This is a genomic window from Streptomyces sp. NPDC012827 (genome assembly GCF_042900905.1).
In the GTDB taxonomy this organism is placed as follows: Bacteria; Actinomycetota; Actinomycetes; order Streptomycetales; family Streptomycetaceae; genus Streptomyces; species Streptomyces gulbargensis.
In genome coordinates, this window is record NZ_JBIBBY010000011.1 from 69,191 (window position 1) to 91,006 (window position 21,816).

Consider the following 21,816-nt stretch of genomic DNA (forward strand, 5'->3'; position numbering starts at 1 on the left):
CCGCCATGACGTCGATCGCCGCCCCCGTCCCCCTCGGCACCACCCGCCGGGCCTGGGTCACCGACCTCCCGCTGCTCCTCGTGGCCGTCGTCTGGGGCGGCAGCTACCTCGCCGCCAAGGGCATCACCACCACCCACACCGTCGTCGCCGTCCTCGTCCTGCGCTTCGCGCTCGTGCTCCCCGTTCTGGTCGTCGCCGGCCGGCGCAGGCTGCGGGCGCTCGGCGCCGCCCAGTGGCGCGGAGCCGCCCTCCTCGGGCTGATCCTCAGCGGGATCTTCCTCCTGGAGACCTACGGCGTCGTCCACACCTCCGCCACCAACGCGGGCCTCATCATCAGCCTCACCATGATCCTCACCCCGCTCGCCGAGGCCGCCGTCACCCGCACCCGCCCGCCGCGGGCCTTCCTGGGCGCCGCCGCCCTCTCCGTCACCGGCGTCGTCCTGCTCACCCAGGGCGGAGGCTTCACCACGCCCTCCCTCGGCGACCTGCTGATGCTGCTCGCCGCCGTCGCCCGTACCGTCCACGTCCTGGCCATGTCCCGTATCAAGGCCGTACGGTCCGCCGACTCGCTCTCGCTCACCACCGTCCAGCTCGGTGCCGCCGTCGCCGTCTTCGCCGTCATCGCCGCCGTCCCCGGCACCGGAGCCTCCCCCTGGACCGTGGCGCTCGGCTTCGGCCCCCGCGAGTGGGCCGGACTCCTCTTCCTCTCCGTCCTCTGCACCCTCTTCGCCTTCGCCGTGCAGATGTGGGCCGTCCGCCGCACCTCCCCTTCCCGGGTCAGTCTCCTCCTCGGAACCGAACCGCTCTGGGCCGCCGCCGCGGGCCTCGCCCTCGCCGGGGACCGGCTCGGCCTCCCCGGTCTCGTGGGCGCCGCCCTCGTCCTCGCCGGGACCGCGTGGGGCCGCCGCACCGCCGACCGGGACGCCCGATAGGTTCAGTGCTCATGACATCCGCTGCCCCCGAATCCCCCCTCGTCACCCGCGCCCGGCGCACCCAGGGCTGGGGTCTCGGCCTGCTGACCGTGGCCGCGCTCCTCTGGGTCTGGTTCGCCGTGCTGCTCCTCACCCCGTACGAGCAGGAAGGTGGCGGCAGCCCCTGCCCGCCCCTCCTCACCAGCGAGTACGTCCACCACGACGACTGCGTCGAGGCCCGGGACTGGCCCGGTCTCCTCGCCCTGCTCGGGGGCTCCGTCCCCTTCGCCGCCGCCGGCGCCGCCCTCTACGCCGCCGGCGCCGTCACCCAGCGGTTCGCCGAACACCTCGGCGCGCGGGACAGCTGACCCCCGCCCGCCCCGGGCCGGGACGCTCAGTCCTTCGCCACCCGGTCCGAAGCGATCATCACGGCCAGCCCCAGGACCGCGATCACCAGGTTCGCGTACAGCTCCCTGCCCTCCAGGACGGCTATGTTCTCCGTCAGGAAACGGGTCAGGCCCATGAAGGTGAACCAGCCGTCCGTCAGCTCGCGGACCACCCCGCAGACTCCGAAGACGGTGAGCAGAAAACCGGTGACCTCAAGAAACCTCTTCATGGAGCGATCATGACCGGGGCGGCCCGCCCGCCGCGTCCGCCGTTCGGCCACGCCGCCCGCGACGAAAGTCTCGATCCCGGCGACTTCGGTACCGGCGCGGGCCCGCACGACCCGGTACGCGGCCCCCGGCTGCGTACATTGCGCCTATGACAGGCACGGACCGGCAGCACTGGCTGTTCCCCTCGCACCTGGTCGCCCCGGACGGGGACGGGACGGCCCGGCCCCGGCGTACCGTCCGCGACTGGGTCGTCGACACCGCCCTCTTCCTGCTCGCCGCCCTCGTCGGGCTCGTCGCCGCCGACAGCAGCGCCGAGTACAGCGGCCCCACGGTCATCCTGCTCGACCAGCTCACCGGCGCCGCCGCCTGCTGCGCGCTCTGGCTCCGCCGCCGGTGGCCCGCCGGGCTCGCGACCGGCCTTTCCCTGGTGAGTGTCGTCGCCCCGGTCGCGGGCGGCGCTCTCCTCGCCGCCCTGTTCAGCGTCGCCGTCCGCCGCCCCTTCCGTCAGGTCGCCGCCATCGGCGCGCTCGCCGTCGCCACCTCCACCGCCCAGGTGTTCGTCCGGCCCGACCCCACGATCAACGCCGGGATCGCGACACTCCTCGGCTTCGTCCTCATCCTCCTCGTCACCGCCTGGGGCATGCTCGTCCGCTCCCGCCGCCAGCTCGTCGAGGCCCTCCGCGAACGGGCCCGGCGCGCCGAGGCCGAGGCCGAACTCCGGGTCGCCCAGGCGCAGCGCCTCGCCCGCGAGGCGATCGCCCGTGAGATGCACGACGTCCTCGCCCACCGCCTGACCCTGCTCAGCGTCCACGTCGGCGCCCTCGAATTCCGCCCCGTCGCCCCGCCCGAGCAGATCGCCCGCGCCGCCGGCGTCATCCGCGACAGCGCCCACGAGGCGCTCCAGGACCTCCGCGAGATCATCGGAGTGCTCAGGGCCCCCGGCGACTCCGCGGACCCCGGCGACCCGGGCGGCGGCAACCGCCCCCAGCCCACCCTCGCCACCCTCGACGCGCTCGTGGCCGAATCCCGGGACGCCGGCATGCGGGTCGTGCTCGACTCCACCGTGGGCGACCCGGCCGCCGTGCCCGCCGCCACCGGCCGCACCGTCTACCGCATCGCCCAGGAGGGCCTCACGAACGCCCGGAAACACGCCCCCGGCACCGAGGTCACCCTCACCGTCCGGGGCCGCCCCGGCGACGGCCTCACCGTCGACGTCCACAACCCCGCCCCCGCCGGGCCCGTCCCGCACGTCCCCGGCTCCGGCCAGGGTCTCATCGGGCTCACCGAACGCGCCGCCCTCGCCGGCGGCCGGCTCACCCACGGTCCCGCCCCCGACGGGGGCTTCGCCCTGCACGCCTGGCTACCGTGGCCCGCATGACCATCCGGCTGATCGTCGTCGACGACGACCCCCTCGTCCGCGCGGGCCTCTCCCTCATGCTCGGCGGCGCCGAGGACCTCGAGATCGTCGGCGAGGCCGCCGACGGAGGCGAGGTCCCCGCCCTCGTCGAGCGAGTCGCCCCCGACGTCGTCCTCATGGACCTCCGCATGCCCGGCGTCGACGGCCTCACCGCCACCGCGCGCCTGCGCGCCCGCCCCGGCGCACCCGAAGTCCTCGTCCTCACCACCTTCCACGCCGACGAGCAGGTGCTCAGCGCCCTGCGCGCCGGCGCCGCCGGGTTCCTCCTCAAGGACACCCCGCCCGCCGAGATCGTCACCGCCGTCCGCCGGGTCGCCGCCGGCGACCCCGTGCTCTCCCCGGCCGTCACCCGTCAACTGATGCGCCACGTCGCCGGCACCCCCCAATCCCGTGGCGATGCCCCGCCCCGGCGCGCCGCCGACCCCGGCCGCCGCGCCGCTCTCGACGCGCTGCCCGAGCGTGAGCGGGAGGTCGCCCTGGCCGTCGGCAGGGGCCTGTCGAACGCGGAGATCGCCGCCGAGCTGTACATGAGCGTGCCCACCGTCAAGACGTACGTCTCCCGCCTCCTGGCCGGCCTCGGGCTCAACAACCGTGTGCAGATCGCCCTGTTCGTCCATGACGCGGGCCTGGCGGACGGGGAGGCCTGAGAAGCCCGGCGGACGCGCCCGACCCCCGGGGCGGCGGCATTCCGGATGGTGGCCGAGCGGCGGATGCAGCGGGCCGGCCGGCCGCCCAGGCGAAAGAAACGCCCTACCCCCCGCCCGCCGCCCCGTCCACGCGGACCGGACGCCGCTCGCGCCGGGAGCGCTCGCACGCCTCCGCGATCCGCAGGGCCGTCAGCGCCTCCCGGCCGTCGCACGGGTTGCCGGTCTCCCCCCGCACCAGCCGTACGAACGCGTCCAGTTCGGCCTCGTACGCCGGGGCGAACCGCTCAAGGAAACCCGGCCACGGACTCGACGGCGCCGGCGGGCCCGGCGGTTCCACCGACCGCAGCGGCGTCCGGTCGCCCAGGCCCACCGCGATCTGGTCCCGGTCGCCCGCCAGTTCCATCCGCACGTCGTACCCGGCCCCGTTGCACCGGGTCGCCGTCGCCGTCACCAGCGTCCCGTCGTCCAGGGTGAGCAGCGCGGCCGCCGTGTCCACGTCGCCCACGGCGCGGAACATCTCGGGGCCCGCGTCCGCGCCCGCCGCGTACACCTCCACCACCTCCCGGCCCGTCACCCACCGCACGATGTCGAAGTCGTGGACCATGCAGTCCCGGAACAGCCCCCCGGACAGCGGCAGGTACGCGGCGGGCGGCGGCTCCGGGTCCGAGGTGGCCGCCCGTACCGTGTGCAGCCGGCCCAGCCGCCCCGAGAGCACCGCCTCCCGCGCCGCCCGGTATCCCGCGTCGAAGCGGCGCATGAAGCCGATCTGCAGCGCGGTGCCCGCCCGCGCCACCGCGCCGAGCGCGGCCGAGGTCCCCGGCACGTCCAGAGCGATCGGCTTCTCGCAGAAGGCGGGCAGACCCGCGCCCGCCGCCCGGGCGATCAGCTCCGCGTGCGAGGCCGTCGCCGAGGCGATCACCACGGCGTCCAGCTCCGCCGCGAGCAGCGCGTCCACGTCCGGCGCGACCCGCGCCCCGAGCGCCCCCGCCACCGCCTCCGCGCGCCCCCGGTCGGCGTCCGCGAGGACGAGCGCCCCGACCCCCGGATGCCGGGCGAGGACGCCCGCGTGGAAGCCGCCGATCCGCCCCGTACCGATCACTCCGATGCGCATGGCCCCCACCGTGGAGGCGCCCGTACCCCCTGTCAAGGTTTGTCAGGACAGCCGGACGTCACGACTTCCCGTCATCCGCGCCCGCCGTTACGCTCCCCTCCGTGCCCCCGCCGACCAGCTCCCCGCTGCCCCCGCTCTCCGTGGACCGCACCAGCCCGGTCCCGCTCTACTTCCAGCTCGCCCGCCAGCTGGAGAGCGCCGTGGAGGACGGGACCCTCGCCCCGGGCACGCTCCTCGGCAACGAGATCGACCTCGCCACCCGCCTCGGCCTCTCCCGGCCCACCGTCCGCCAGGCCATCCAGACCCTCGTCGACAAGGGACTCCTGGTCCGCCGCCGGGGCGTCGGCACCCAGGTCGTGCGGACCGGGGTCCGCCGCCCCCTGGAGCTCAGCAGCCTCTACGACGACCTGGAGAGCACCGGCCACCGGCCCGCCACCCGCGTCCTCGTCAACCGCCTCGAACCCGCCCCCGCGCCGGTCGCCGCCGCCCTCGGCATACCGGAGGGCACCGCCGTCCACTACCTGGAGCGGTTGCGCACCGCCCACGGCGAACCCCTCGCGTACCTGCGCAACCACCTGCCCGCCGGACTCATCGACGCCGGCACCGCGCCCCTGGAGACCACCGGCCTCTACCGGACGCTCCGCGCCGCCGCCCTCACCCTCCACAGCGCCCGCCAGACCGTCGGCGCCCGCGCCGCCACCGCGTCCGAGGCCGCCCTGCTCGACGAACCACCCGGCGCGCCGCTCCTCACGATGGAACGCACGACCTTCGACGACACCGGCCGCGCGATCGAGCACGGTTCCCACCTCTACCGCGCCGGCCGCTACTCCTTCGAGTTCCGGCTGATGGTCCGTCCGTAGCCCCCCGCGGCCGTGAACGGGCCCCACTGACGAGCGCCAGGACCGGCATGACCGATACTGCAATGCACGCAGAAGGACACAAAGGAGGGCACGGCCTCGTGACCAGGCTTCGGACAGGAGGGGTACGCGCCGCCGTCGGCGCCGTGCTCGCGCTCACACTGACGGCAGCGCTGGCGGGGTGCAGCAGCACCGGCGGCAAGCGGGCGGAGGACGCCCGAAGGGCGGCCGAGGCCCAGGGCCGGTCGGCCGTGGACACCCCCCGCTGGACCTTCGCGATGGTGACCCACTCCGGCGACGGCGACACCTTCTGGGACATCGTCCAGAAGGGCGCCAAGCAGGCCGCCGTCAAGGACAACATCACCTTCCTCTACGCCCACAGCGACGAGGGCAAGGAGCAGGCCCAGCTGGTCGACTCCTACATCTCCAAGGGCGTCGACGGGCTGATCGTCACCCTCGCCAAGCCCGACGCGATGAAGGCGGCCGTGGAGAAGGCCGTCAAGGCCGGGATCCCGGTGATCACCGTCAACTCGGGCGCCGAGCAGTCCAAGGCCTTCGGCGCCCTCACCCACATCGGCCAGGACGAGACCGTCGCCGGCGAGGCCGTCGGCGAGGAGCTCGACAGGCGGGGCCGGAAGAAGGCCCTCTGCGTCCTGCACGAGCAGGGCAACGTCGGCCACGAGCAGCGCTGCGCCGGCGCGCGGAAGACCTTCGGCGGTGAGCTCGTCAACCTCTACGTCGACGGCACCAACATGCCGGACGTCAAGGCGTCCATCGAGGCCAAGCTCCAGTCCGACAAGGACCTCGACGCCGTCGTCACCCTCGGTGCCCCCTTCGCCGACACCGCCGCACAGGCGGCCCGCAGCGCCGGCAGCAAGGCCGAGGTCGACACCTTCGACCTCAACGCCAAGGTGGCGGCCGCCCTCCAGGCCGGCACCCTCGGCTTCGCCGTCGACCAGCAGCCCTACCTCCAGGGCTACGAGGCCGTCGACCTGCTGTGGCTGTACCGCTACAACGCCGACGTCCTCGGCGGCGGCCGCCCCGTCCTCACGGGCCCCCAGATCATCACCAAGGACCAGGCCGGCGCACTCGCCCGGTACACGGAGCGGGGTACCCGATGAGCACCACCGCCCCGGCCCCGGACGGCATCGACCACGTCGACGAGCGCCTGCTGCGCACCACCCCGCTGAAGAAGCTGCTGGCCCGGCCCGAGCTGGGCTCGGTCGTCGGCGCGCTCGCCGTCTTCGTCTTCTTCGCGGTGGTCGCCGACAGCTTCCTGCGCCTGTCCAGCCTCGGCACGGTCCTCTACGCCGCCTCCACCCTCGGCATCATGGCCGTCCCCGTCGCCCTGCTGATGACCGGCGGCGAGTTCGACCTCTCCGCCGGTGTGCTGGTGACCAGCTCCGCGCTCGTCTCCTCGATGTTCAGCTACCAGCTGACCGCCAACGTCTGGGTCGGCGTCGGCGTCTCGCTGCTCGTCACCCTGGCCGTCGGCGTCTTCAACGGCTTCATGCTGACCCGTACCAAGCTGCCCAGCTTCATCATCACGCTGGGCACCTTCCTCATGCTGACGGGCCTCAACCTGGGCCTCACCAAACTCATCGCCGGCACCGTCTCCACCAAGACCATCGCCGACATGGAGGGCTTCCGCTCCGCCCGCGCCCTCTTCGCCTCCCAGCTGACCGTCGGCGGCGTCGAACTCAAGGTGACGATCCTGTGGTGGCTCGGCCTCGTCGCCGTCGCCACCTGGATCCTGCTCCGCACCCGCTTCGGCAACTGGATCTTCGCCGTCGGAGGCGGCGCCGACGCCGCCCGCGCCGTCGGCGTCCCCGTCCACCGCACGAAGATCGGCCTCTACGCGGCGGTCGCCTTCTGTGCCTGGGTCTCCGGCCAGCACCTGCTGTTCTCCTTCGACGTCGTCCAGTCCGGCGAAGGCGTCGGCAACGAGCTGATCTACATCATCGCGGCCGTCATCGGCGGCTGTCTGATCACCGGCGGGTACGGTTCGGCCGTCGGCTCCGCCGTCGGCGCCCTCATCTTCGGCATGACCAGCAAGGGCATCGTCTACGCCGAGTGGAACCCCGACTGGTTCAAGTTCTTCCTGGGCGCGATGCTGCTCCTCGCGACCCTCCTGAACGCCTGGATCCGCAAGCGCGTGGAGGCCACCAAGTGACGACCGCTCCTCTTGTCGAGCTGGCCGGCGTCAGCAAGTACTACGGCAACATCCGCGCCCTCGAAGGCGTCTCCCTGGAGGTCCGCGCCGGGGAGATCACCTGCGTCCTCGGCGACAACGGCGCCGGCAAGTCCACCCTCATCAAGATCGTCGCCGGTCTGCACCGGCACGACGCCGGAACGTTCCGCATCGAGGGCGAGGAGGTCACCCTCGCCAACCCGCGCGACGCCCTCGACCGGGGCATCGCCACCGTCTACCAGGACCTCGCCGTCGTCCCCCTCATGCCGGTCTGGCGCAACTTCTTCCTCGGCTCCGAGCCCACCCGCGGCAGGGGCCCCTTCCGCCGGCTCGACGTCGAACTGATGCGGGCCACCACCCGCGAGGCCCTGCTCCGCATGGGCATCGACCTGCGCGACGTCGACCAGCCCATCGGTACCCTCTCCGGCGGCGAGCGCCAGTGCGTCGCCATCGCCCGCGCCGTCCACTTCGGCGCCAAGGTCCTCGTCCTGGACGAGCCGACCGCCGCCCTCGGCGTCAAGCAGTCCGGGGTCGTCCTGAAGTACGTCGCCGCCGCCCGCGACCAGGGTCTCGGCGTCATCCTCATCACACACAACCCGCACCACGCCCACCTCGTCGGCGACCGGTTCGTCCTGCTCAAGCGGGGCGTCATGGCGGCGAGCCACACCAAGGACTCCGTCACGCTGGACGAGTTGACCCGGCAGATGGCCGGCGGCAGCGAGCTGGAGGACCTGCGCCACGCCCTGGAACGCCCCACCGGCGCGTAACGGGCACCCGACCCCCCTCCTGGCAGAATCGGAGCCGATGAGTACCTACCGTGACCTCGCGCACCGCGGCTCCGCCCGCGGCACCGTGCTGCGGACCGTCGGGAGCCGGGAGCGCCGCTCCCACCTGACGGCGCCCCGGGTGCCGACCGTCGGCATCGACATCGGCGGTACGAAGGTGATGGCCGGGGTCGTCGACGCGGACGGCAACATCCTGGAGAAGCTCCGCACCGAGACCCCGGACAAGTCCAAGAGCCCCAAGGTCGTCGAGGACACCATCGTCGAACTGGTCCTGGACCTCTCCGACCGGCACGACGTGCACGCGGTCGGGATCGGCGCCGCCGGCTGGGTCGACGCCCACCGGGCCCGCGTCCTCTTCGCGCCGCACCTCGCCTGGCGCAACGAACCCCTCAGGGACGCCCTCCAGGCCCGTCTCGCGGTCCCCGTCATGGTCGACAACGACGCCAACACGGCCGCCTGGGCCGAGTGGCGCTTCGGCGCCGGACGCGGCGAGGACCACCTCGTCATGATCACGCTCGGCACCGGCATCGGCGGTGCCATCCTGGAGGACGGCCAGGTCAAGCGCGGCAAGTTCGGCGTCGCCGGCGAGTTCGGCCACATGCAGGTGGTCCCCGGCGGCCACCGCTGCCCCTGCGGCAACCGCGGCTGCTGGGAGCAGTACAGCTCCGGCAACGCCCTGGTCCGCGAGGCCCGCGAGCTGGCCGCCGCCGACTCCCCGGTCGCGTACAACATCATCGAGCGGGTCAAGGGCCACATCCCGGACATCACCGGCCCCCTCATCACAGAGCTCGCCCGCGAGGGCGACGCCATGTGCGTCGAACTCCTCCAGGACATCGGCCAGTGGCTCGGCGTCGGCATCGCGAACCTCGCCGCCGCCCTGGACCCCTCCTGCTTCGTCGTCGGCGGGGGCGTCTCCGCCGCCGACGACCTGCTCATCGGCCCCGCCCGGGACGCCTTCCGCCGCCATCTCACCGGCCGCGGCTACCGCCCCGAGGCCCGCATCACCCGCGCCCAGCTCGGCCCCGAGGCGGGCATGGTGGGCGCCGCCGACCTCGCCCGGCTCGTCGCCCGCCGCTTCCGCCGCGCCAACCGGCGCCGGGTGGAGCGGTACGAGCGGTACGAGCGCTACGCCCAGGCCTTCCGGAACGGCGCCCAGGCCCTCGGCGACCGCACCCCCGAGGACCCCCGGCCATGACCGTCCCGCAGCAGACCCCGCAGACGCTGCGGTCCCCGGAGCCGTACCGCCGCCGGAAGACCGGACTGCCCGAGGGGCACGGCCACATGATCCGCCGCCGCTGGCTCACGGCGGTCATCATCGTGCTGCTCGTCGGCATCCCCGCCGGCTATCTGGTGATCTCCGCCGGCCAGAGCCGGGACAGCGGCCGCGACAAGGAGCGCGAGTCCTCGGTCGTCGGCCTCCAGGACAACTGGCCGTCGCAGATGAAGCGCCGTGTCTTCGAGGTCCCGATCCCGCGCGGCGCCTGGGACGTCGCGTACTACGAGACCAGCAACTGGAAGACCAGCCGCCTCTACGTCCGCTTCACCACCACGGCCACCGGTCTGGACACCTTCCTCGCCGAATCCGGCACGAGCCGCGCCGCGCTCGGCCCCGGACGGGTCACGGTGGGGGAGCGGGACGCCGACATCGTCGGCTGGGCCTTCGGCCCCGACGGGACCTGGTCGGCCACGACCGTCACCCGCGAGCGGCCCCGGCCCGCCACCGACATCACCGTGGACCTGACCGACCCGGCCTTCCCGCAGGTGTACGTGGTCTCCACGACCAGCCCCTGAGGCGGCCCGCCGCCGATCGGGCCGGCCGGCCGTACGTCCGCGCGGTCAGGCGGTGCGGCCCGCGTCGATCTCGGCCACGAGGGCTTCGACGCGGGCCCGGATCTCGTCCCGGATGGGCCGTACGGCCTCGACGCCCTTGCCCGCCGGGTCGTCCAGCGCCCAGTCGCGGTACCGCTTGCCGGGGAAGACCGGGCAGGCGTCGCCGCAGCCCATGGTGATCACGTAGTCCGACGCCCGGACGGTGTCGGCGGTCAGCACCTTCGGCCGCTGGTCCGCGATGTCGATGCCGAGCTCGGCCATGGCGGCGACGGCGGAGGGGTTGACCCGCTCGCCGGGGGCCGAGCCGGCGGAACGGACCTCCACACGGTCGCCCGCCAGGTGACGCAGGAAGCCCGCGGCCATCTGGGAGCGGCCCGCGTTGTGGACGCAGACGAAGAGGACGGAGGCGAGCGGGGCGGTCATCGGTTCTTCCTCGGGGTGGGAGGGAAGCGGGCGGCCCCGGCCGGACATCAGCGGGGGATGATGTGAAAGTATCAGCCCATGATGACGTCAGTCGACACTGACCTGATCCGGGTGCTGGCCGACCCGCTCAGGCTCCGGATCGTGACCCTGCTCGCCCGCGAGACGCTCTGCACCACCCACCTGGTGGAGGAGACCGGCGCCCGGCAGACCAACCTCTCCAACCACCTGAGGGTCCTGCGCGAAGCCGGGGTGGTCGACACGGAGCCCTGCGGCCGGTTCACGTACTACCGCCTGAAGCCCGAGGTCATCGAGACGCTCGCCGGCCAGTTCACCGCCCTGGCCGCCTCCGCCCGTGCCCACGCCGACACCAAGAGGTCCTGCCCGTGACCCCCGTCGCCCCCGCGACCACCGAGGAGCCCTCGGTCGCCGGGAAGCTGTCGACACTCGACCGCTTCCTCGCCGTCTGGATCCTGCTCGCCATGGCCCTCGGACTCGGCCTCGGGCGGCTGGTCCCCGGCCTGGACGACGCCCTGGCGAAGGTCGAGATCGGCGGCATCTCGCTGCCGATCGCCGCCGGTCTGCTGATCATGATGTACCCGGTCCTCGCCAAGGTCCGCTACGACCGGCTCGATGCCGTCACCGGCGACAGGAAGCTCATGGTGGCGTCGCTCGTCGTCAACTGGGTCCTCGGCCCGGCCGTCATGTTCGCACTGGCCTGGATCTTCCTGCCGGACCTGCCCGAGTACCGCACCGGCCTGATCGTCGTCGGCCTCGCCCGGTGCATCGCCATGGTCGTCATCTGGAACGACCTCGCCTGCGGCGACCGTGAGGCGGCAGCCGTCCTGGTGGCGCTGAACTCGGTCTTTCAGGTGCTCGCGTTCGGCCTGCTGGGCTGGTTCTACCTCGACCTCCTCCCCGGCCTGCTGGGCCTCGGCGAGGGGGAGGCCCTCGACATCTCCATGGGGAAGATCGCGTGGAACGTCGTCGTCTTCCTCGGCGTCCCGCTCCTCGCCGGCTTCCTCACCCGCCGTGTCGGCGAGCGGAGGATCGGCCGCGAGTCCTACGAGGCCGAGTTCCTGCCGAGGATCGGCCCGTGGGCGCTGTACGGCCTGCTGTTCACGATCGTCCTCCTCTTCGCCCTGCAGGGGAGGACCATCACCTCGCAGCCGCTGGACGTGGCCCGGATCGCGCTGCCGCTGCTGGTCTACTTCGCGGTGATGTGGTTCGGCTCCTTCGCCCTCGGCAAGGCCGTCGGCCTGCGGTACGACCGGACCGCCACCCTGGCGTTCACCGCCGCCGGCAACAACTTCGAGCTGGCCATCGCCGTGGCCATCGCGACCTTCGGCGTCACCAGCGGACAGGCCCTCTCCGGCGTGGTCGGCCCCCTCATCGAGGTCCCCGTCCTCATCGCGCTGGTGTACGTGTCGCTGGCCTGGCGCCGGAGATTCCCCCCGGCCCGGCGGTGACCGTCACGGCCGCCCGGGTCACCCGATCCGGGGGCTGCGGCGCTCGATGAGGACGGTGTCGCGCCAGCGGCCGTGGAGCATGCCGATGCGCTCGCGGGTCCCGACCACCCGGAAACCGGCCCGCGCGTGCACGGCGAGGCTGGCGGCGTTCTCGGGGAAGACGCCGGACTGGATCGTCCAGATCCCGGCGGCCTCGGTGGAGTCGATCAGCGCGGCGAGGAGCGCTCCGGCGACGCCCCGCCCGCGCGCCTCGGGGTGGACGTACACGGAGTGCTCGACCACGCCGGCGTACACGCACCGGTCCGAGACGCCGGTCGCGGCCACCCAGCCGAGGAGCCGGCCGGCCCCGTCGACGGCGGCGAAGCGGTGCGCGGGCAGCTTGGCCGCGTCGAACTCCTCCCAGGTGGGGGCCACCGTCTCGAAGGTGGCGTGGCCCTCGTCGATACCGGCCTGATGGATCGCGATGACCTCGCCGGCGTGGGCGGCGGTGAGCGGCACCACCCGGGGTGAGGCGGTCACGCGGCGGCCGCCTTGGTGAGCAGCTGCCCCATGGCCGCCAGGACGGCGGGTTCGACCCGGTAGTAGACCCAGGTGCCGCGCCGTTCGGAGGAGAGCAGTCCGGCCTCCCGCAGTTTCCTCAGGTGGTGCGAGACGGTCGGCTGGGAGACCCCGACGTCGGAGATGTCGCAGACGCAGGCCTCGCCGCCCGGGTGCGAGGCGACGGCGGAGAAGAGGCGGAGGCGCACCGGATCGCCCAGGGCCTTGAACATCCTCGCGGTGCGCTCGGCCTCGTCCGCCTTCAGTGGCCGTTCGGCCAGGGGTGGGCAGCAGGCCTCGGTGTTCGACATGTGTCTATGTTGACATGCGTCGAATCAATACCGCCTCCATATAGACACCTGTCTATGTTGACGACTGTCGAATCAGGTGCCAGGCTGGGGTCACTACACATCGACAGACGTCGATACAGCGAGGGGAACCGCCGTGACCACCACCGCTCAGCCGCTGCCCGTCCTCGTGATCGGGGCCGGCCCGGCCGGCCTGGCCGCCGCCGCCCATCTGCTCGAGCGCGGCATCGAGCCGCTCGTCCTGGAGGCGGGGGAGCGGCCGGGCGCCGCCGTCCGCGCGTGGGCGCACGTCCGGCTGTTCTCGACCTGGGGCGAGGTCGTCGACCCGGCCGCCACGGCCCTCCTCGCCCGTACCGGCTGGACCGCGCCCGACCCGGCCGCCTACCCGACGGGCGGCGACTGGGCGGACCGGTACCTCCAGCCGCTGGCCGACGCGCTGGGGGACCGCGTGCGCCTCGGCGTCCGCGTCACCGGAGTCAGCCGCGCCGGCCGTGACCGGACCGTGGACGCGGACCGCGCGGCCCGTCCGTTCACCGTGCACACCGAGCGCGCCGACGGCCGCGAGGAACGCTTCCTCGTCCGCGCCGTGATCGACGCCTCCGGTACGTGGTCCACCCCCGGCCCCGCCGGCGCCTCCGGCCTCCCGGCCCTCGGCGAGAAGGCGGCCGCCGCCCGGATCGCGTACCGCGTCCCCGACCTGCGCGACCCCGCCGTCCGCGCGCGGTACGCGGGCCGGCGCACCGCCGTCATCGGCTCCGGCGCCTCCGCCTTCACCGCGCTCGCCTCCCTCGCCGACCTCGCCGGGGCCGAGGACGGCGAAGGGACGAAGGCGGTGTGGATCCTGCGCCGGGGCCTGACCGGTGCCACCTTCGGCGGCGGTACGGCCGACCAGCTGCCCGCCCGGGGAGCCCTCGGCCTCGCCGCAGAGGCCGCCGTCGACGAAGGCCACGCGGAGGCCGTCACCGGCTTCCGCACCGAGGCGATCGAACGCGCGGGCGACCGCCTGGTCCTCGTGGCGGAGGACGGCCGCCGCCTCGACCCGGTGGACGAGGTCGTCGTCCTCACCGGCTTCCGCCCCGACCTGTCCTTCCTCGCCGAACTCCGTCTCGGCCTGGACGAACGCCTCCAGGCCCCCGTCGCCCTGGCCCCGCTGATCGACCCGAACCAGCACTCCTGCGGCACCGTGTACCCGCACGGGGTCAAGGAGCTCTCCCACCCGGAGGAGGGCGTGTACCTGGTCGGGATGAAGTCCTACGGACGCGCGCCGACCTTCCTCGCGCTCACCGGCTACGAACAGGTCCGCTCCGTCGTCGCGGCCCTCGCCGGTGACCACGAGGCCGCCGAGCGCGTCGAACTCGTCCTGCCCGAGACGGGCGTGTGCGGCGGCGCCGGCCTCTACGACCAGCAGGCCGCGGACCGGCCGGCCGCGGTCGACGCGGCCGCGGCGGAAGGCTGCTGCGCCCCGGCGCCCGACCTGATCCGGCTGGGCACCACCGGATCCGCCCCTTCCTGCGGCTGACCCGCCTCCCCCCGGTCCGCTCTCAGGCGGGGTGACCGGGCGAGAAGTGGAGGACGTCACCGAGCCGCAGCGCGCGGGGGCGGCCCTCCGGCGCCCGCCCCTCCGGCCCCGCCGAGCCGCCGGCGACCGGGGTCAGGCGGAAGCCGACGTGGTCCCCACCGTCCGTGCGCTCCTCCACGCGGCCCACGAACCAGGCGTCGGCGTCCGCGAGCAGGGGAGTGGCGTGGGGCCCCTCCGTCCACTCCGTCCGGGCGAACTTGTCGACGCGGTGCCCGGTCTCCTCGGCGAACAGGCGGGCGGTCTCCAGGCGCGCCCGGCTCAGCACGTGCACGGCCAGGTGCGCGGACCGGCAGGCGACCTCGTAGGTGTGGTTGCGCCGGGACAGCCACACCATGAAGCCCTCCGGGTCGATCGAGCACTGGGAGGCGAACCCCACGAGACAGCCGGCCCGCGTGCCGTCCCCGGCCCTCGCCGTCACCACGAACACCGGGGGGTCGAGCAGATCCGTCACGGCGTCCAGACACGCCACTGGCCGCTCCTCTCCTTCACGAACGGGGGCACAACGCGGGGCACCGGGCCCCTCAGGGACCCGGTGCCCACCACCGCTCCGGTCATTCCGGTCCGGCCGTCAGGTGCTGTCCGCCGCTCCGGTCGCCTTCGTGTGCCGCAGCAGCGCCGCCGCCGCCAGGGCGATCACCGCGGCGGCGCTGAGCACCGCCAGGGCCTGCGCCCAGGCGAACCGGGAGCCCAGGCTGCTCGTCAGCAGGTCCACCGTGCGCATTCCGGCGAGGAGGTGCAGCCCGATGAGGCCGACGGCGACCGCCGCCGCGGCGGCCCAGGCGCTCAGGCTGTCCCGCACCGCCAGCACGATGCCGACCAGCAGGCAGAACAGGGTGATCACGACCGACACCATCGCGGCGGTGCCGCCGGAGCGCAGCCCCGCCACATCGGTCGGCAGGTGCAGCAGCCCGCAGGCGAACAGGGCCGCCACCGCCGGCCAGCGCAGCCCCGACCGCAGCGCGGTCGAGGGGGCGTGGCTGCCCGGACCGGTCGCGAGCGCCTGGTCCAGCGGCGACCTCGCCTTCAGGGCCCCGCGCAGCCGTTTCGACCCGGCTTTGTCCGCACCGGGCGGCGTGAGCGTGGGCGCGGGGGTCCGTTCCGCGGCGGCGCCCTGACCGGGGTCGGTCCCGCGCGCGGCCTCGCCCTCGGGGCCGCCCGTCGTCCGCCAGCCGCTGCTGTCGGCGCCGATGATGTTGACGAGCTCGACGATGTCCTCGATCGGCCGCCCCACGGCCGCGGCGCGCAGCGTGGTCTCGGCCTGGTGGAGGTCGTACCCCGACTCGTTGAGGAGCGCGATCAGCTGCCGCACCTCGTCGAGGGGCCGGGAGACGGCGGCGGCCCGGAGCGCCACATCGGCGGGGCTGGACACCTCACCGGACGCGGTGAGCCGCGCGACCAGCGCGGCGACCTCGGGCACGGGCCGCTCGGTGGCCGCGGTCCACAGCAGGGTGTGGATCGCGTCCTCGCCGCTCTCACCGTCGTCGGTGCTCCCGGCGGCGGCCTGCCCGGCAACGGCCGGGGGCTCCGGCTCGCCGGCCCGGGCCGCGACGGCGCCGGGCTCGTGCGCGGCGGGTTCCGGTGCCGCCGGCCGGGGCTCGGCGGGCGCGGGCTCCGCGGGACGGCGCTCCACCGGCTCGGCGGGCGCGGGCTCGGGCTCGGTGGGACGGGACTCCACCGGCTCGGGCCGCGGCACGGTGGCCCGGGGCTCCGCGGGGGCCGCCATCGCCGGGGGGAACGGCGGAGGCGGAGGCGGCGGAGGGGGCGCGGGTGGTACGGCCGGCTCCGGCGGTCCGCCGTGACCGGCGCCGCCCACCGACGCCCCGGTCTCCGGGGCGGGGGAGGACGGCGTACTCCGAGCCGGTGTGCGGGTCGAAGGGGACCAGGGCTCGGGCCCTGGAGTGGTCGTGCTGTCCAAGGGGTCGGGGGTCATGGTGGGGCTCCATTCGTGGCCATCCCGCGGGGCGTCCACGGTGACTGGCTCGCGACGCGCCGATGAATGCGTACCTGAAGACCACTAGTACGCAGATCACCACGCTGCGCCATCCGGGACGTCCCGAACTGCTCCGACGGAGCGAAAAACCTTCCCGAGGCGCGGAACCGTCCGTCCCCCGGCACCCCGGGGCCCACGGCCCACGGCCCCCCGCGAGGGCTGGTGATACGATCTCGAATCATGTTCGAGAAAAAGCCCACGGCGCCCGCTCGACCCGTGGTGCAGCGCCGCGGGCTGGAGCGCAGGAAGGCCATTCTCGACGCCGCCGAGGCCCTGCTCGGCGAGCAGGGCTACGAGGCCGCCACGCTGAAGGCGATCGGCGGGCGGGCGGGCATCCCGATCGCCTCGATCTACCACTACTTCCCGGACCGGTACGAGGTCGACGCCGAGCTGCTGCGGCGGCACCTGGACGCGATCGACGCCCTCATGACGGACGGGGTGGCCGGCCCTCGCGCGGGGACGCTGCGGGAGGCCGTCGACACCGTGGTCGACGTGTTCCTCGACTACAACCGGCGGCACCCGAGCTGCGCGGAGCTGTGGTTCGCCGGGCGCCATCCCCGGCTGGACGAGCTGGTGCGGGCCTTCGGCGAGGCGCAGGCGGAGCGGTTCCGGCGCCGGCTCGTCGACCGGGAGTTCGTCCCCGCCGACACCCCCCGGCTCGCGCTGGTCCTCGCCTTCGAGGTGGGCACCCGGCTCCTCGACATCGCCTTCCGGCGCTCGCCCGGCGGCGACGACGCCACGATCACCGAGGCCCGCCGCCTGGTCACCGCCTACCTGGAGACGTACGCCGGGAAAGGAACGCGGCCCCGCGGCTGACCCGCAGGGCCCGCCCCCCGGGGGCCCGGTGCGGCCCCCGGACGGCGACCCTCTAGGCTGTCCCGACCCCCGCTGGAGGGGTCCGCGCGAGAGATGAGAGGGTCTGGCGGGTGAGCGATACACCGACGAACACCCTGCAATACCGCGTCGACGGGCGCGACGACGCTCCGGTCCTGGTCCTGGGGCCCTCCCTCGGTACCACCTTCCACATGTGGGACCGGCAGATACCGGAGCTCACCCGTGACTGGCGCGTCGTCCGCTTCGACCTGCCGGGGCACGGGGGCGCGCCCGCCGAGCCCTTCACCTCCGTCGCCGAGCTCGGGGACCGGCTCCTGGCCACCCTCGACGCGCTCGGCATCCCGCGCTTCGGCTACGCCGGCTGCTCCCTCGGCGGGGCCGTCGGGCTCGACCTGGCGCTGCGGGCGCCGCACCGGGTCGCCTCCCTCGCGCTGGTCGCCACCTCGCCCCGGTTCGGCACCGCCGACGAGTTCCGCCAGCGCGGTGTGATCGTCCGGACGAACGGCCTGGAGCCGATGGCCCGCACCGCGCCCGAGCGCTGGTTCACCCCGGTCTTCGCCGGGGCGCAGCCCGCCATCGTCGACTGGGCCGTGCAGATGGTCCGGACGACGGACCCGGCCTGTTACGTCTCCGCCTGCGAGGCCCTCGCCGTCTTCGACGTCCGGGAGGCGCTCGGCGGCATCGGCGTCCCCGCGCTCGTCCTGGTCGGCTCCGAGGACCAGGTCACCGGTCCCGCCGAGGCCCGCACCCTGGTCGCCGGCATCTCCGACGCCCGGCTCGCGGTCGTCCCCGGCGCCTCGCACCTGGCGCCCGTTGAGCAGCCCGCCGCCGTGACGGAACTGCTCATGGACCACTTCGCGAGCACCGTCCAGGACACCAGCGGCACCCTGATCGTGCCGCCCTACCCGGCCGCCGCACCGGTGCCGCCCGCCGAGCCCGCGCCCGCCGCCCCGGCCGCCGCGCCCGCCGAGGCCGGCCGGCCCGACCCGTACGACCGCGGTCTGAGCCTGCGCCGGGAGGTCCTCGGCGACGCCCATGTCGACCAGGCCCTCGCCGACGAGGCCGGCGAGGACTTCCAGGCGCTCGTCACCCGGTACGCGTGGGGCGAGGTCTGGAGCCGGGACGGCCTCGACCGGCGCACCCGCAGCGTCGTGACCCTCACGGCGCTCATCGCGGGCGGTCACCGCGAGGCCCTCGCCGACCACACCCGGGCCGCGCTGCGCAACGGCCTCTCGCCCCGGGAACTGCGGGAGATCGTGCTGCACGCGGCGGTCTACTGCGGCCTCCCGGCCGCCGACACCGCGCTGCGCGTCGTCACCCGCGTCGTCGAGGAGGAGACCACGCCGCCCGCGTAGGCTGGCGCCGTGAAGCTGACGAAGAAGTCCCACGCCTGCGTCCGCCTGGAGAAGGACGGCCGGACGCTCGTGCTCGACCCCGGCGGGTTCACCGAGGAGGACGCCGTCACCGGCGCCGACGCCCTGCTCGTCACCCACGAGCACCCGGACCACTTCGACGAGGGCCGGCTCCGCGCCGCCCTGGAGGCCAACCCGGCCGCCGAGATCTGGACGCTGCGCAGCGTCGCCGACCAGCTCTCGGCGGCCTTCCCGGGACGGGTGCACACCGTCGGGCACGGCGACACCTTCACGGCGGCCGGATTCGACGTGGAGGTCCACGGCGAGCTGCACGCGGTGATCCACCCGGACATCCCGCGCGTCACCAACGTGGGTTACCTGGTCGACGGCGCCGTCTTCCACCCCGGCGACGCGCTCACCGTCCCCGGCCGGCCGGTGGACACCCTGCTGCTGCCCGTGATGGCGCCGTGGAACAAGATCTCCGAGGTCATCGACTACGTCCGCGAGGTCCGGCCGCGCCGGGCCTACGACATCCACGACGCCCTGCTCACCGACCTGGCCCGGCCGATCTACGACCGCCAGATCGGCGCACTCGGCGGCACCGACCACGGCCGCCTGGCCTCCGGGGCCTCGGCCGAGGTCTGAGCGGCGACGGCGGCTGTCGGTGCCCGCCAGTAGGCTGGCATCCATGCGCATCGCGACCTGGAACGTCAACTCGATCACCGCCCGGCTGCCCCGTCTCCTGGCCTGGCTGGAGAGCAGCGGCACCGACGTGCTGTGCATCCAGGAGACCAAGTGCACCGCCGAGCAGTTCCCCGCCGAGGAGCTGCGCGCGCTGGGCTACGAGTCGGTGGTCAACGCCACCGGCCGGTGGAACGGCGTGGCCCTGGTCTCCCGGGTCGGCCTCGACGACGTCGTCACCGGCCTGCCCGGCGGCCCCGACTTCGAGGGCCTCCAGGAGCCGCGGGCGATCTCCGCCACCTGCGGCCCCGTCCGCGTCTGGTCGGTCTACGTGCCGAACGGCCGCGAGGTCGCCCACGAGCACTACGCCTACAAGCTGCGCTGGCTGGAGGCCCTGAAGGCGGCCGTCGCCGAGGACGCGGCCGGGGACCGGCCCTTCGCCGTCCTCGGCGACTACAACATCGCCCCGACCGACGACGACGTCTGGGACATCGCCCTCTTCGAGGGCGCCACCCACGTCACGGAGCCCGAGCGGGCCGCGCTCGCCGGCCTGCGCGAGACCGGCCTCACCGACGTGGTCCCCCGCCCCCTCAAGTACGCGCACCCCTTCACGTACTGGGACTACCGCCAGCTCTGCTTCCCGAAGAACCGCGGCATGCGCATCGACCTGGTCTACGGCAACAAGGCCTTCGCCGAGGCCGTCACCGACAGCTACGTGGACCGCGAGGAGCGCAAGGGCAAGGGCGCCTCCGACCACGCGCCCGTCGTGGTCGACCTCGACGTGTGACCGGCGGGGCCCACGGGCCCCCACCGGATGATCTCCGCGCGCCGGGTGGTGGACCTGCCGGTGCCGGTGCGACGCTGTTCGGATGAACATCCCGTTTCTGGACAAGTGGCGCAAGCGGCCCGCGGCAGGCGTGGCGCCCCTGGCCGCCGCCTTCGACCGCGACCCCGAGGGCGTGGCGGAGCTGCTCGCCGAGTGCGAGCTGCTCCGCGCCCGTGTCGCGGCCGGCGGGGTGGTGCTCGACGACAGCCCGCGCTCCCTCCAGGAGCTCGACCAGCTGCCGCCGCTGTGGCGGGAGGACCCCGAGGAGCTGCCCTGGGTGGGGAACGACGCGGGCCTCTATCTCGGCACGGTCGTCGTGCGGAACGTGCCCGGCGCCCACTGGGAGGTGCTGCCGGGCGGCGGGCCGGTGGTCCGGCTGGCCTCCGGCCGGCGGATCCCGGTGGTCGAGGCCGGTCTCGACTGGGCCATGACCGGATCGCCGGAGCTCTCCCAGGTGTACGCGGAGGCGGCCGAGGCCTGAACCGCTGCCGTCCTCGCGCGGGGCCCGCGCCGCCGCCGTCCGCGCTCCGGGAGCCGCCCGTGCCGTCCCCGTACCGCCGTCCGCCCCACCCCCCTCACTCATCCGCAGTAAATACGGGTAATCGCCGTTTTCGTGCGTGTCGGGCGTGAAGTCCCTTTTTCTGGTGGATAGTTTGCGCTGACCGCGACACCGCTGAGAAATGGGGCAGGGCAGCGTATGGCCGTCGTCGATCCGCTGATCGAACTGCGTGACGTGAACAAGCACTTCGGCACGCTGCACGTCCTCCAGGACATCAACCTCACCGTCGGCCGCGGTGAGGTCGTCGTCGTCATCGGCCCCTCCGGGTCCGGCAAGTCCACGCTCTGCCGGGCGATGAACCGCCTGGAGAACGTCGAATCGGGCGAGATCCGCATCGACGGGCAGCCCCTTCCCGAGGAGGGCAAGGCACTCGCCCGGCTGCGCGCCGAGGTCGGCATGGTCTTCCAGTCCTTCAACCTCTTCGCCCACAGAACCGTCCTCGCCAACGTCTCCCTCGCGCAGATCAAGGTCCGCGGGCGGAAGAGGGAGGACGCCGACCGGCGCTCGCGCGAACTCCTCGACCGGGTCGGCCTCGCCGACCACGCCGACAAGTACCCCGCGCAGCTCTCCGGCGGCCAGCAGCAGCGCGTGGCCATCGCCCGCGCCCTCGCCATGGATCCCAAGGCCCTCCTCTTCGACGAGCCCACTTCCGCGCTCGACCCGGAGATGATCAACGAGGTCCTGGAGGTCATGCAGCAGCTCGCCCACGAGGGCATGACCATGGTCGTGGTCACCCACGAGATGGGCTTCGCCCGCTCCGCCGCCAACCGCGTCGTGTTCATGGCCGACGGCCGGATCGTCGAGGACCGCCCGCCGGAGGACTTCTTCACCGCCCCGCGCAGCGACCGGGCCAAGGACTTCCTCTCCAAGATCCTCAAGCACTGACGGGGTGGGAACC

Annotated in this window: 26 protein-coding genes; 19 read left to right on the forward strand and 7 right to left on the reverse strand. The window is 74.0% G+C overall.

The window, feature by feature from the left end:
- The first annotated feature begins 5 nt into the window (after positions 1-5).
- Both ACFY60_RS23585 and ACFY60_RS23590 read left to right on the forward strand, forming a co-directional pair.
- Positions 6-932 (forward strand): DMT family transporter, encoded by a 927-nt coding sequence (locus ACFY60_RS23585; protein ID WP_388615060.1) that lies wholly within the window; start codon positions 6-8, stop codon positions 930-932.
- Between the two features lie 11 nt (positions 933-943).
- Positions 944-1,279: a hypothetical protein gene (locus ACFY60_RS23590; protein WP_388615057.1), complete on the forward strand. Its 336-nt coding sequence runs from the start codon at positions 944-946 to the stop codon at positions 1,277-1,279.
- Positions 1,280-1,305: 26 nt separating this feature from the next.
- Here ACFY60_RS23590 and ACFY60_RS23595 read toward each other — a convergent pair whose 3' ends face one another.
- The gene (locus ACFY60_RS23595) at positions 1,306-1,527 is read right to left on the reverse strand and encodes a hypothetical protein (protein ID WP_388615054.1); all 222 of its coding nucleotides are present in this window, start codon (positions 1,525-1,527) and stop codon (positions 1,306-1,308) included.
- A 146-nt stretch (positions 1,528-1,673) separates the two neighbouring features.
- On the opposite strand from ACFY60_RS23595, the gene ACFY60_RS23600 reads away from it, so the two are divergent.
- Both ACFY60_RS23600 and ACFY60_RS23605 read left to right on the forward strand, forming a co-directional pair.
- A complete protein-coding gene (locus ACFY60_RS23600; protein ID WP_388615052.1) occupies positions 1,674-2,903 on the forward strand; it encodes a sensor histidine kinase in 1,230 nt (409 codons plus the stop codon).
- Positions 2,900-3,589: a response regulator gene (locus ACFY60_RS23605; protein WP_388615050.1), complete on the forward strand. Its 690-nt coding sequence runs from the start codon at positions 2,900-2,902 to the stop codon at positions 3,587-3,589. The genes ACFY60_RS23600 and ACFY60_RS23605 overlap by 4 nt, the downstream gene beginning before the upstream one ends.
- Before the next feature lie 103 nt (positions 3,590-3,692).
- On the opposite strand, the gene ACFY60_RS23610 is transcribed toward ACFY60_RS23605, so the two are convergent.
- Complete coding sequence (locus ACFY60_RS23610; protein WP_388615048.1) at positions 3,693-4,700, reverse strand: Gfo/Idh/MocA family oxidoreductase; 1,008 nt, start codon at positions 4,698-4,700, stop codon at positions 3,693-3,695.
- Between the two features lie 140 nt (positions 4,701-4,840).
- Between ACFY60_RS23610 and ACFY60_RS23615 the strand changes: the two genes are divergently transcribed.
- The 6 genes from ACFY60_RS23615 to ACFY60_RS23640 all read left to right on the forward strand — a co-directional run bounded on the left by ACFY60_RS23615 (position 4,841) and on the right by ACFY60_RS23640 (position 10,324).
- Positions 4,841-5,560, forward strand: a complete 720-nt coding sequence (locus ACFY60_RS23615) for a GntR family transcriptional regulator (RefSeq protein WP_388615228.1) — start codon at positions 4,841-4,843, stop codon at positions 5,558-5,560.
- A gap of 98 nt (positions 5,561-5,658) precedes the next feature.
- Positions 5,659-6,678: a sugar ABC transporter substrate-binding protein gene (locus ACFY60_RS23620; protein ID WP_388615045.1), complete on the forward strand. Its 1,020-nt coding sequence runs from the start codon at positions 5,659-5,661 to the stop codon at positions 6,676-6,678.
- Positions 6,675-7,730: an ABC transporter permease gene (locus ACFY60_RS23625; protein ID WP_388615042.1), complete on the forward strand. Its 1,056-nt coding sequence runs from the start codon at positions 6,675-6,677 to the stop codon at positions 7,728-7,730. Before ACFY60_RS23620 ends, ACFY60_RS23625 begins: the two co-directional genes overlap by 4 nt.
- Entirely contained in the window at positions 7,727-8,515 is a 789-nt protein-coding gene (locus ACFY60_RS23630; RefSeq protein WP_388615039.1) for an ATP-binding cassette domain-containing protein, read from the forward strand. The genes ACFY60_RS23625 and ACFY60_RS23630 overlap by 4 nt, the downstream gene beginning before the upstream one ends.
- A 37-nt stretch (positions 8,516-8,552) precedes the next feature.
- The gene (locus ACFY60_RS23635; RefSeq protein WP_388615037.1) at positions 8,553-9,728 is read left to right on the forward strand and encodes an ROK family glucokinase; all 1,176 of its coding nucleotides are present in this window, start codon (positions 8,553-8,555) and stop codon (positions 9,726-9,728) included.
- Positions 9,725-10,324 carry a hypothetical protein gene (locus tag ACFY60_RS23640; RefSeq protein WP_388615034.1) on the forward strand — a complete coding sequence of 200 codons (600 nt, stop codon included), beginning with the start codon at positions 9,725-9,727 and terminating at the stop codon, positions 10,322-10,324. Before ACFY60_RS23635 ends, ACFY60_RS23640 begins: the two co-directional genes overlap by 4 nt.
- A gap of 45 nt (positions 10,325-10,369) precedes the next feature.
- Here ACFY60_RS23640 and ACFY60_RS23645 read toward each other — a convergent pair whose 3' ends face one another.
- On the reverse strand, positions 10,370-10,786 hold the full coding sequence (locus tag ACFY60_RS23645; protein WP_388615031.1) for an arsenate reductase ArsC: 417 nt from the start codon (positions 10,784-10,786) through the stop codon (positions 10,370-10,372).
- A 78-nt stretch (positions 10,787-10,864) separates the two neighbouring features.
- Here ACFY60_RS23645 and ACFY60_RS23650 point away from each other — a divergent pair, with 78 nt between their 5' ends.
- Both ACFY60_RS23650 and arsB read left to right on the forward strand, forming a co-directional pair.
- Positions 10,865-11,173 carry an ArsR/SmtB family transcription factor gene (locus ACFY60_RS23650; protein ID WP_388615028.1) on the forward strand — a complete coding sequence of 103 codons (309 nt, stop codon included), beginning with the start codon at positions 10,865-10,867 and terminating at the stop codon, positions 11,171-11,173.
- A complete protein-coding gene (arsB, locus tag ACFY60_RS23655) occupies positions 11,170-12,252 on the forward strand; it encodes an ACR3 family arsenite efflux transporter (protein ID WP_388615026.1) in 1,083 nt (360 codons plus the stop codon). Before ACFY60_RS23650 ends, arsB begins: the two co-directional genes overlap by 4 nt.
- Before the next feature lie 18 nt (positions 12,253-12,270).
- Here arsB and ACFY60_RS23660 read toward each other — a convergent pair whose 3' ends face one another.
- Positions 12,271-12,771 (reverse strand): GNAT family N-acetyltransferase, encoded by a 501-nt coding sequence (locus tag ACFY60_RS23660; RefSeq protein ID WP_388615023.1) that lies wholly within the window; start codon positions 12,769-12,771, stop codon positions 12,271-12,273.
- Positions 12,768-13,100, reverse strand: coding sequence for an ArsR/SmtB family transcription factor (locus ACFY60_RS23665; protein ID WP_388615020.1), 333 nt, complete (start codon positions 13,098-13,100; stop codon positions 12,768-12,770). Before ACFY60_RS23665 ends, ACFY60_RS23660 begins: the two co-directional genes overlap by 4 nt.
- Positions 13,101-13,233: 133 nt before the next feature.
- On the opposite strand from ACFY60_RS23665, the gene ACFY60_RS23670 reads away from it, so the two are divergent.
- A complete protein-coding gene (locus tag ACFY60_RS23670) occupies positions 13,234-14,616 on the forward strand; it encodes an NAD(P)-binding domain-containing protein (RefSeq protein WP_388615017.1) in 1,383 nt (460 codons plus the stop codon).
- Between the two features lie 22 nt (positions 14,617-14,638).
- Here the strand turns inward: ACFY60_RS23670 and ACFY60_RS23675 are convergent, their stop codons facing one another.
- Together ACFY60_RS23675 and ACFY60_RS23680 are read right to left on the reverse strand one after the other, a co-directional pair.
- A complete protein-coding gene (locus ACFY60_RS23675) occupies positions 14,639-15,145 on the reverse strand; it encodes a flavin reductase family protein (protein ID WP_388615014.1) in 507 nt (168 codons plus the stop codon).
- A gap of 99 nt (positions 15,146-15,244) precedes the next feature.
- Positions 15,245-16,399: a hypothetical protein gene (locus ACFY60_RS23680; protein ID WP_388615012.1), complete on the reverse strand. Its 1,155-nt coding sequence runs from the start codon at positions 16,397-16,399 to the stop codon at positions 15,245-15,247.
- Between the two features lie 447 nt (positions 16,400-16,846).
- On the opposite strand from ACFY60_RS23680, the gene ACFY60_RS23685 reads away from it, so the two are divergent.
- From ACFY60_RS23685 to ACFY60_RS23710, 6 genes are all read left to right on the forward strand, one after another.
- Positions 16,847-17,482 carry a TetR/AcrR family transcriptional regulator gene (locus ACFY60_RS23685; protein ID WP_388615010.1) on the forward strand — a complete coding sequence of 212 codons (636 nt, stop codon included), beginning with the start codon at positions 16,847-16,849 and terminating at the stop codon, positions 17,480-17,482.
- 110 nt (positions 17,483-17,592) lie between these two features.
- Positions 17,593-18,855, forward strand: coding sequence for an alpha/beta fold hydrolase (locus tag ACFY60_RS23690; protein WP_309050836.1), 1,263 nt, complete (start codon positions 17,593-17,595; stop codon positions 18,853-18,855).
- A gap of 9 nt (positions 18,856-18,864) precedes the next feature.
- Positions 18,865-19,497: an MBL fold metallo-hydrolase gene (locus ACFY60_RS23695; RefSeq protein WP_388615007.1), complete on the forward strand. Its 633-nt coding sequence runs from the start codon at positions 18,865-18,867 to the stop codon at positions 19,495-19,497.
- A 43-nt stretch (positions 19,498-19,540) separates the two neighbouring features.
- Positions 19,541-20,320: an exodeoxyribonuclease III gene (locus tag ACFY60_RS23700; protein WP_388615004.1), complete on the forward strand. Its 780-nt coding sequence runs from the start codon at positions 19,541-19,543 to the stop codon at positions 20,318-20,320.
- Between the two features lie 82 nt (positions 20,321-20,402).
- Positions 20,403-20,840 (forward strand): DUF6278 family protein, encoded by a 438-nt coding sequence (locus tag ACFY60_RS23705; RefSeq protein ID WP_388615001.1) that lies wholly within the window; start codon positions 20,403-20,405, stop codon positions 20,838-20,840.
- A 216-nt stretch (positions 20,841-21,056) separates the two neighbouring features.
- Positions 21,057-21,803, forward strand: coding sequence for an amino acid ABC transporter ATP-binding protein (locus ACFY60_RS23710; protein WP_388614998.1), 747 nt, complete (start codon positions 21,057-21,059; stop codon positions 21,801-21,803).
- The last annotated feature ends 13 nt before the right edge of the window (positions 21,804-21,816 follow it).

Coding starts and splice junctions, on each gene's coding strand:
- ACFY60_RS23585 (WP_388615060.1), top strand. CDS start 6: ATGACGTCGATCGCCGCCCCCGTCCCCCTCGGCACCACCCGCCGGGCC.
- ACFY60_RS23590 (WP_388615057.1), top strand. CDS start 944: ATGACATCCGCTGCCCCCGAATCCCCCCTCGTCACCCGCGCCCGGCGC.
- ACFY60_RS23595 (WP_388615054.1), bottom strand. CDS start 1,527: ATGAAGAGGTTTCTTGAGGTCACCGGTTTTCTGCTCACCGTCTTCGGA.
- ACFY60_RS23600 (WP_388615052.1), top strand. CDS start 1,674: ATGACAGGCACGGACCGGCAGCACTGGCTGTTCCCCTCGCACCTGGTC.
- ACFY60_RS23605 (WP_388615050.1), top strand. CDS start 2,900: ATGACCATCCGGCTGATCGTCGTCGACGACGACCCCCTCGTCCGCGCG.
- ACFY60_RS23610 (WP_388615048.1), bottom strand. CDS start 4,700: ATGCGCATCGGAGTGATCGGTACGGGGCGGATCGGCGGCTTCCACGCG.
- ACFY60_RS23625 (WP_388615042.1), top strand. CDS start 6,675: ATGAGCACCACCGCCCCGGCCCCGGACGGCATCGACCACGTCGACGAG.
- ACFY60_RS23635 (WP_388615037.1), top strand. CDS start 8,553: ATGAGTACCTACCGTGACCTCGCGCACCGCGGCTCCGCCCGCGGCACC.
- ACFY60_RS23640 (WP_388615034.1), top strand. CDS start 9,725: ATGACCGTCCCGCAGCAGACCCCGCAGACGCTGCGGTCCCCGGAGCCG.
- ACFY60_RS23645 (WP_388615031.1), bottom strand. CDS start 10,786: ATGACCGCCCCGCTCGCCTCCGTCCTCTTCGTCTGCGTCCACAACGCG.
- ACFY60_RS23650 (WP_388615028.1), top strand. CDS start 10,865: ATGATGACGTCAGTCGACACTGACCTGATCCGGGTGCTGGCCGACCCG.
- ACFY60_RS23665 (WP_388615020.1), bottom strand. CDS start 13,100: ATGTCGAACACCGAGGCCTGCTGCCCACCCCTGGCCGAACGGCCACTG.
- ACFY60_RS23680 (WP_388615012.1), bottom strand. CDS start 16,399: ATGGCGGCCCCCGCGGAGCCCCGGGCCACCGTGCCGCGGCCCGAGCCG.
- ACFY60_RS23685 (WP_388615010.1), top strand. CDS start 16,847: ATGTTCGAGAAAAAGCCCACGGCGCCCGCTCGACCCGTGGTGCAGCGC.
- ACFY60_RS23700 (WP_388615004.1), top strand. CDS start 19,541: ATGCGCATCGCGACCTGGAACGTCAACTCGATCACCGCCCGGCTGCCC.
- ACFY60_RS23705 (WP_388615001.1), top strand. CDS start 20,403: ATGAACATCCCGTTTCTGGACAAGTGGCGCAAGCGGCCCGCGGCAGGC.
- ACFY60_RS23710 (WP_388614998.1), top strand. CDS start 21,057: ATGGCCGTCGTCGATCCGCTGATCGAACTGCGTGACGTGAACAAGCAC.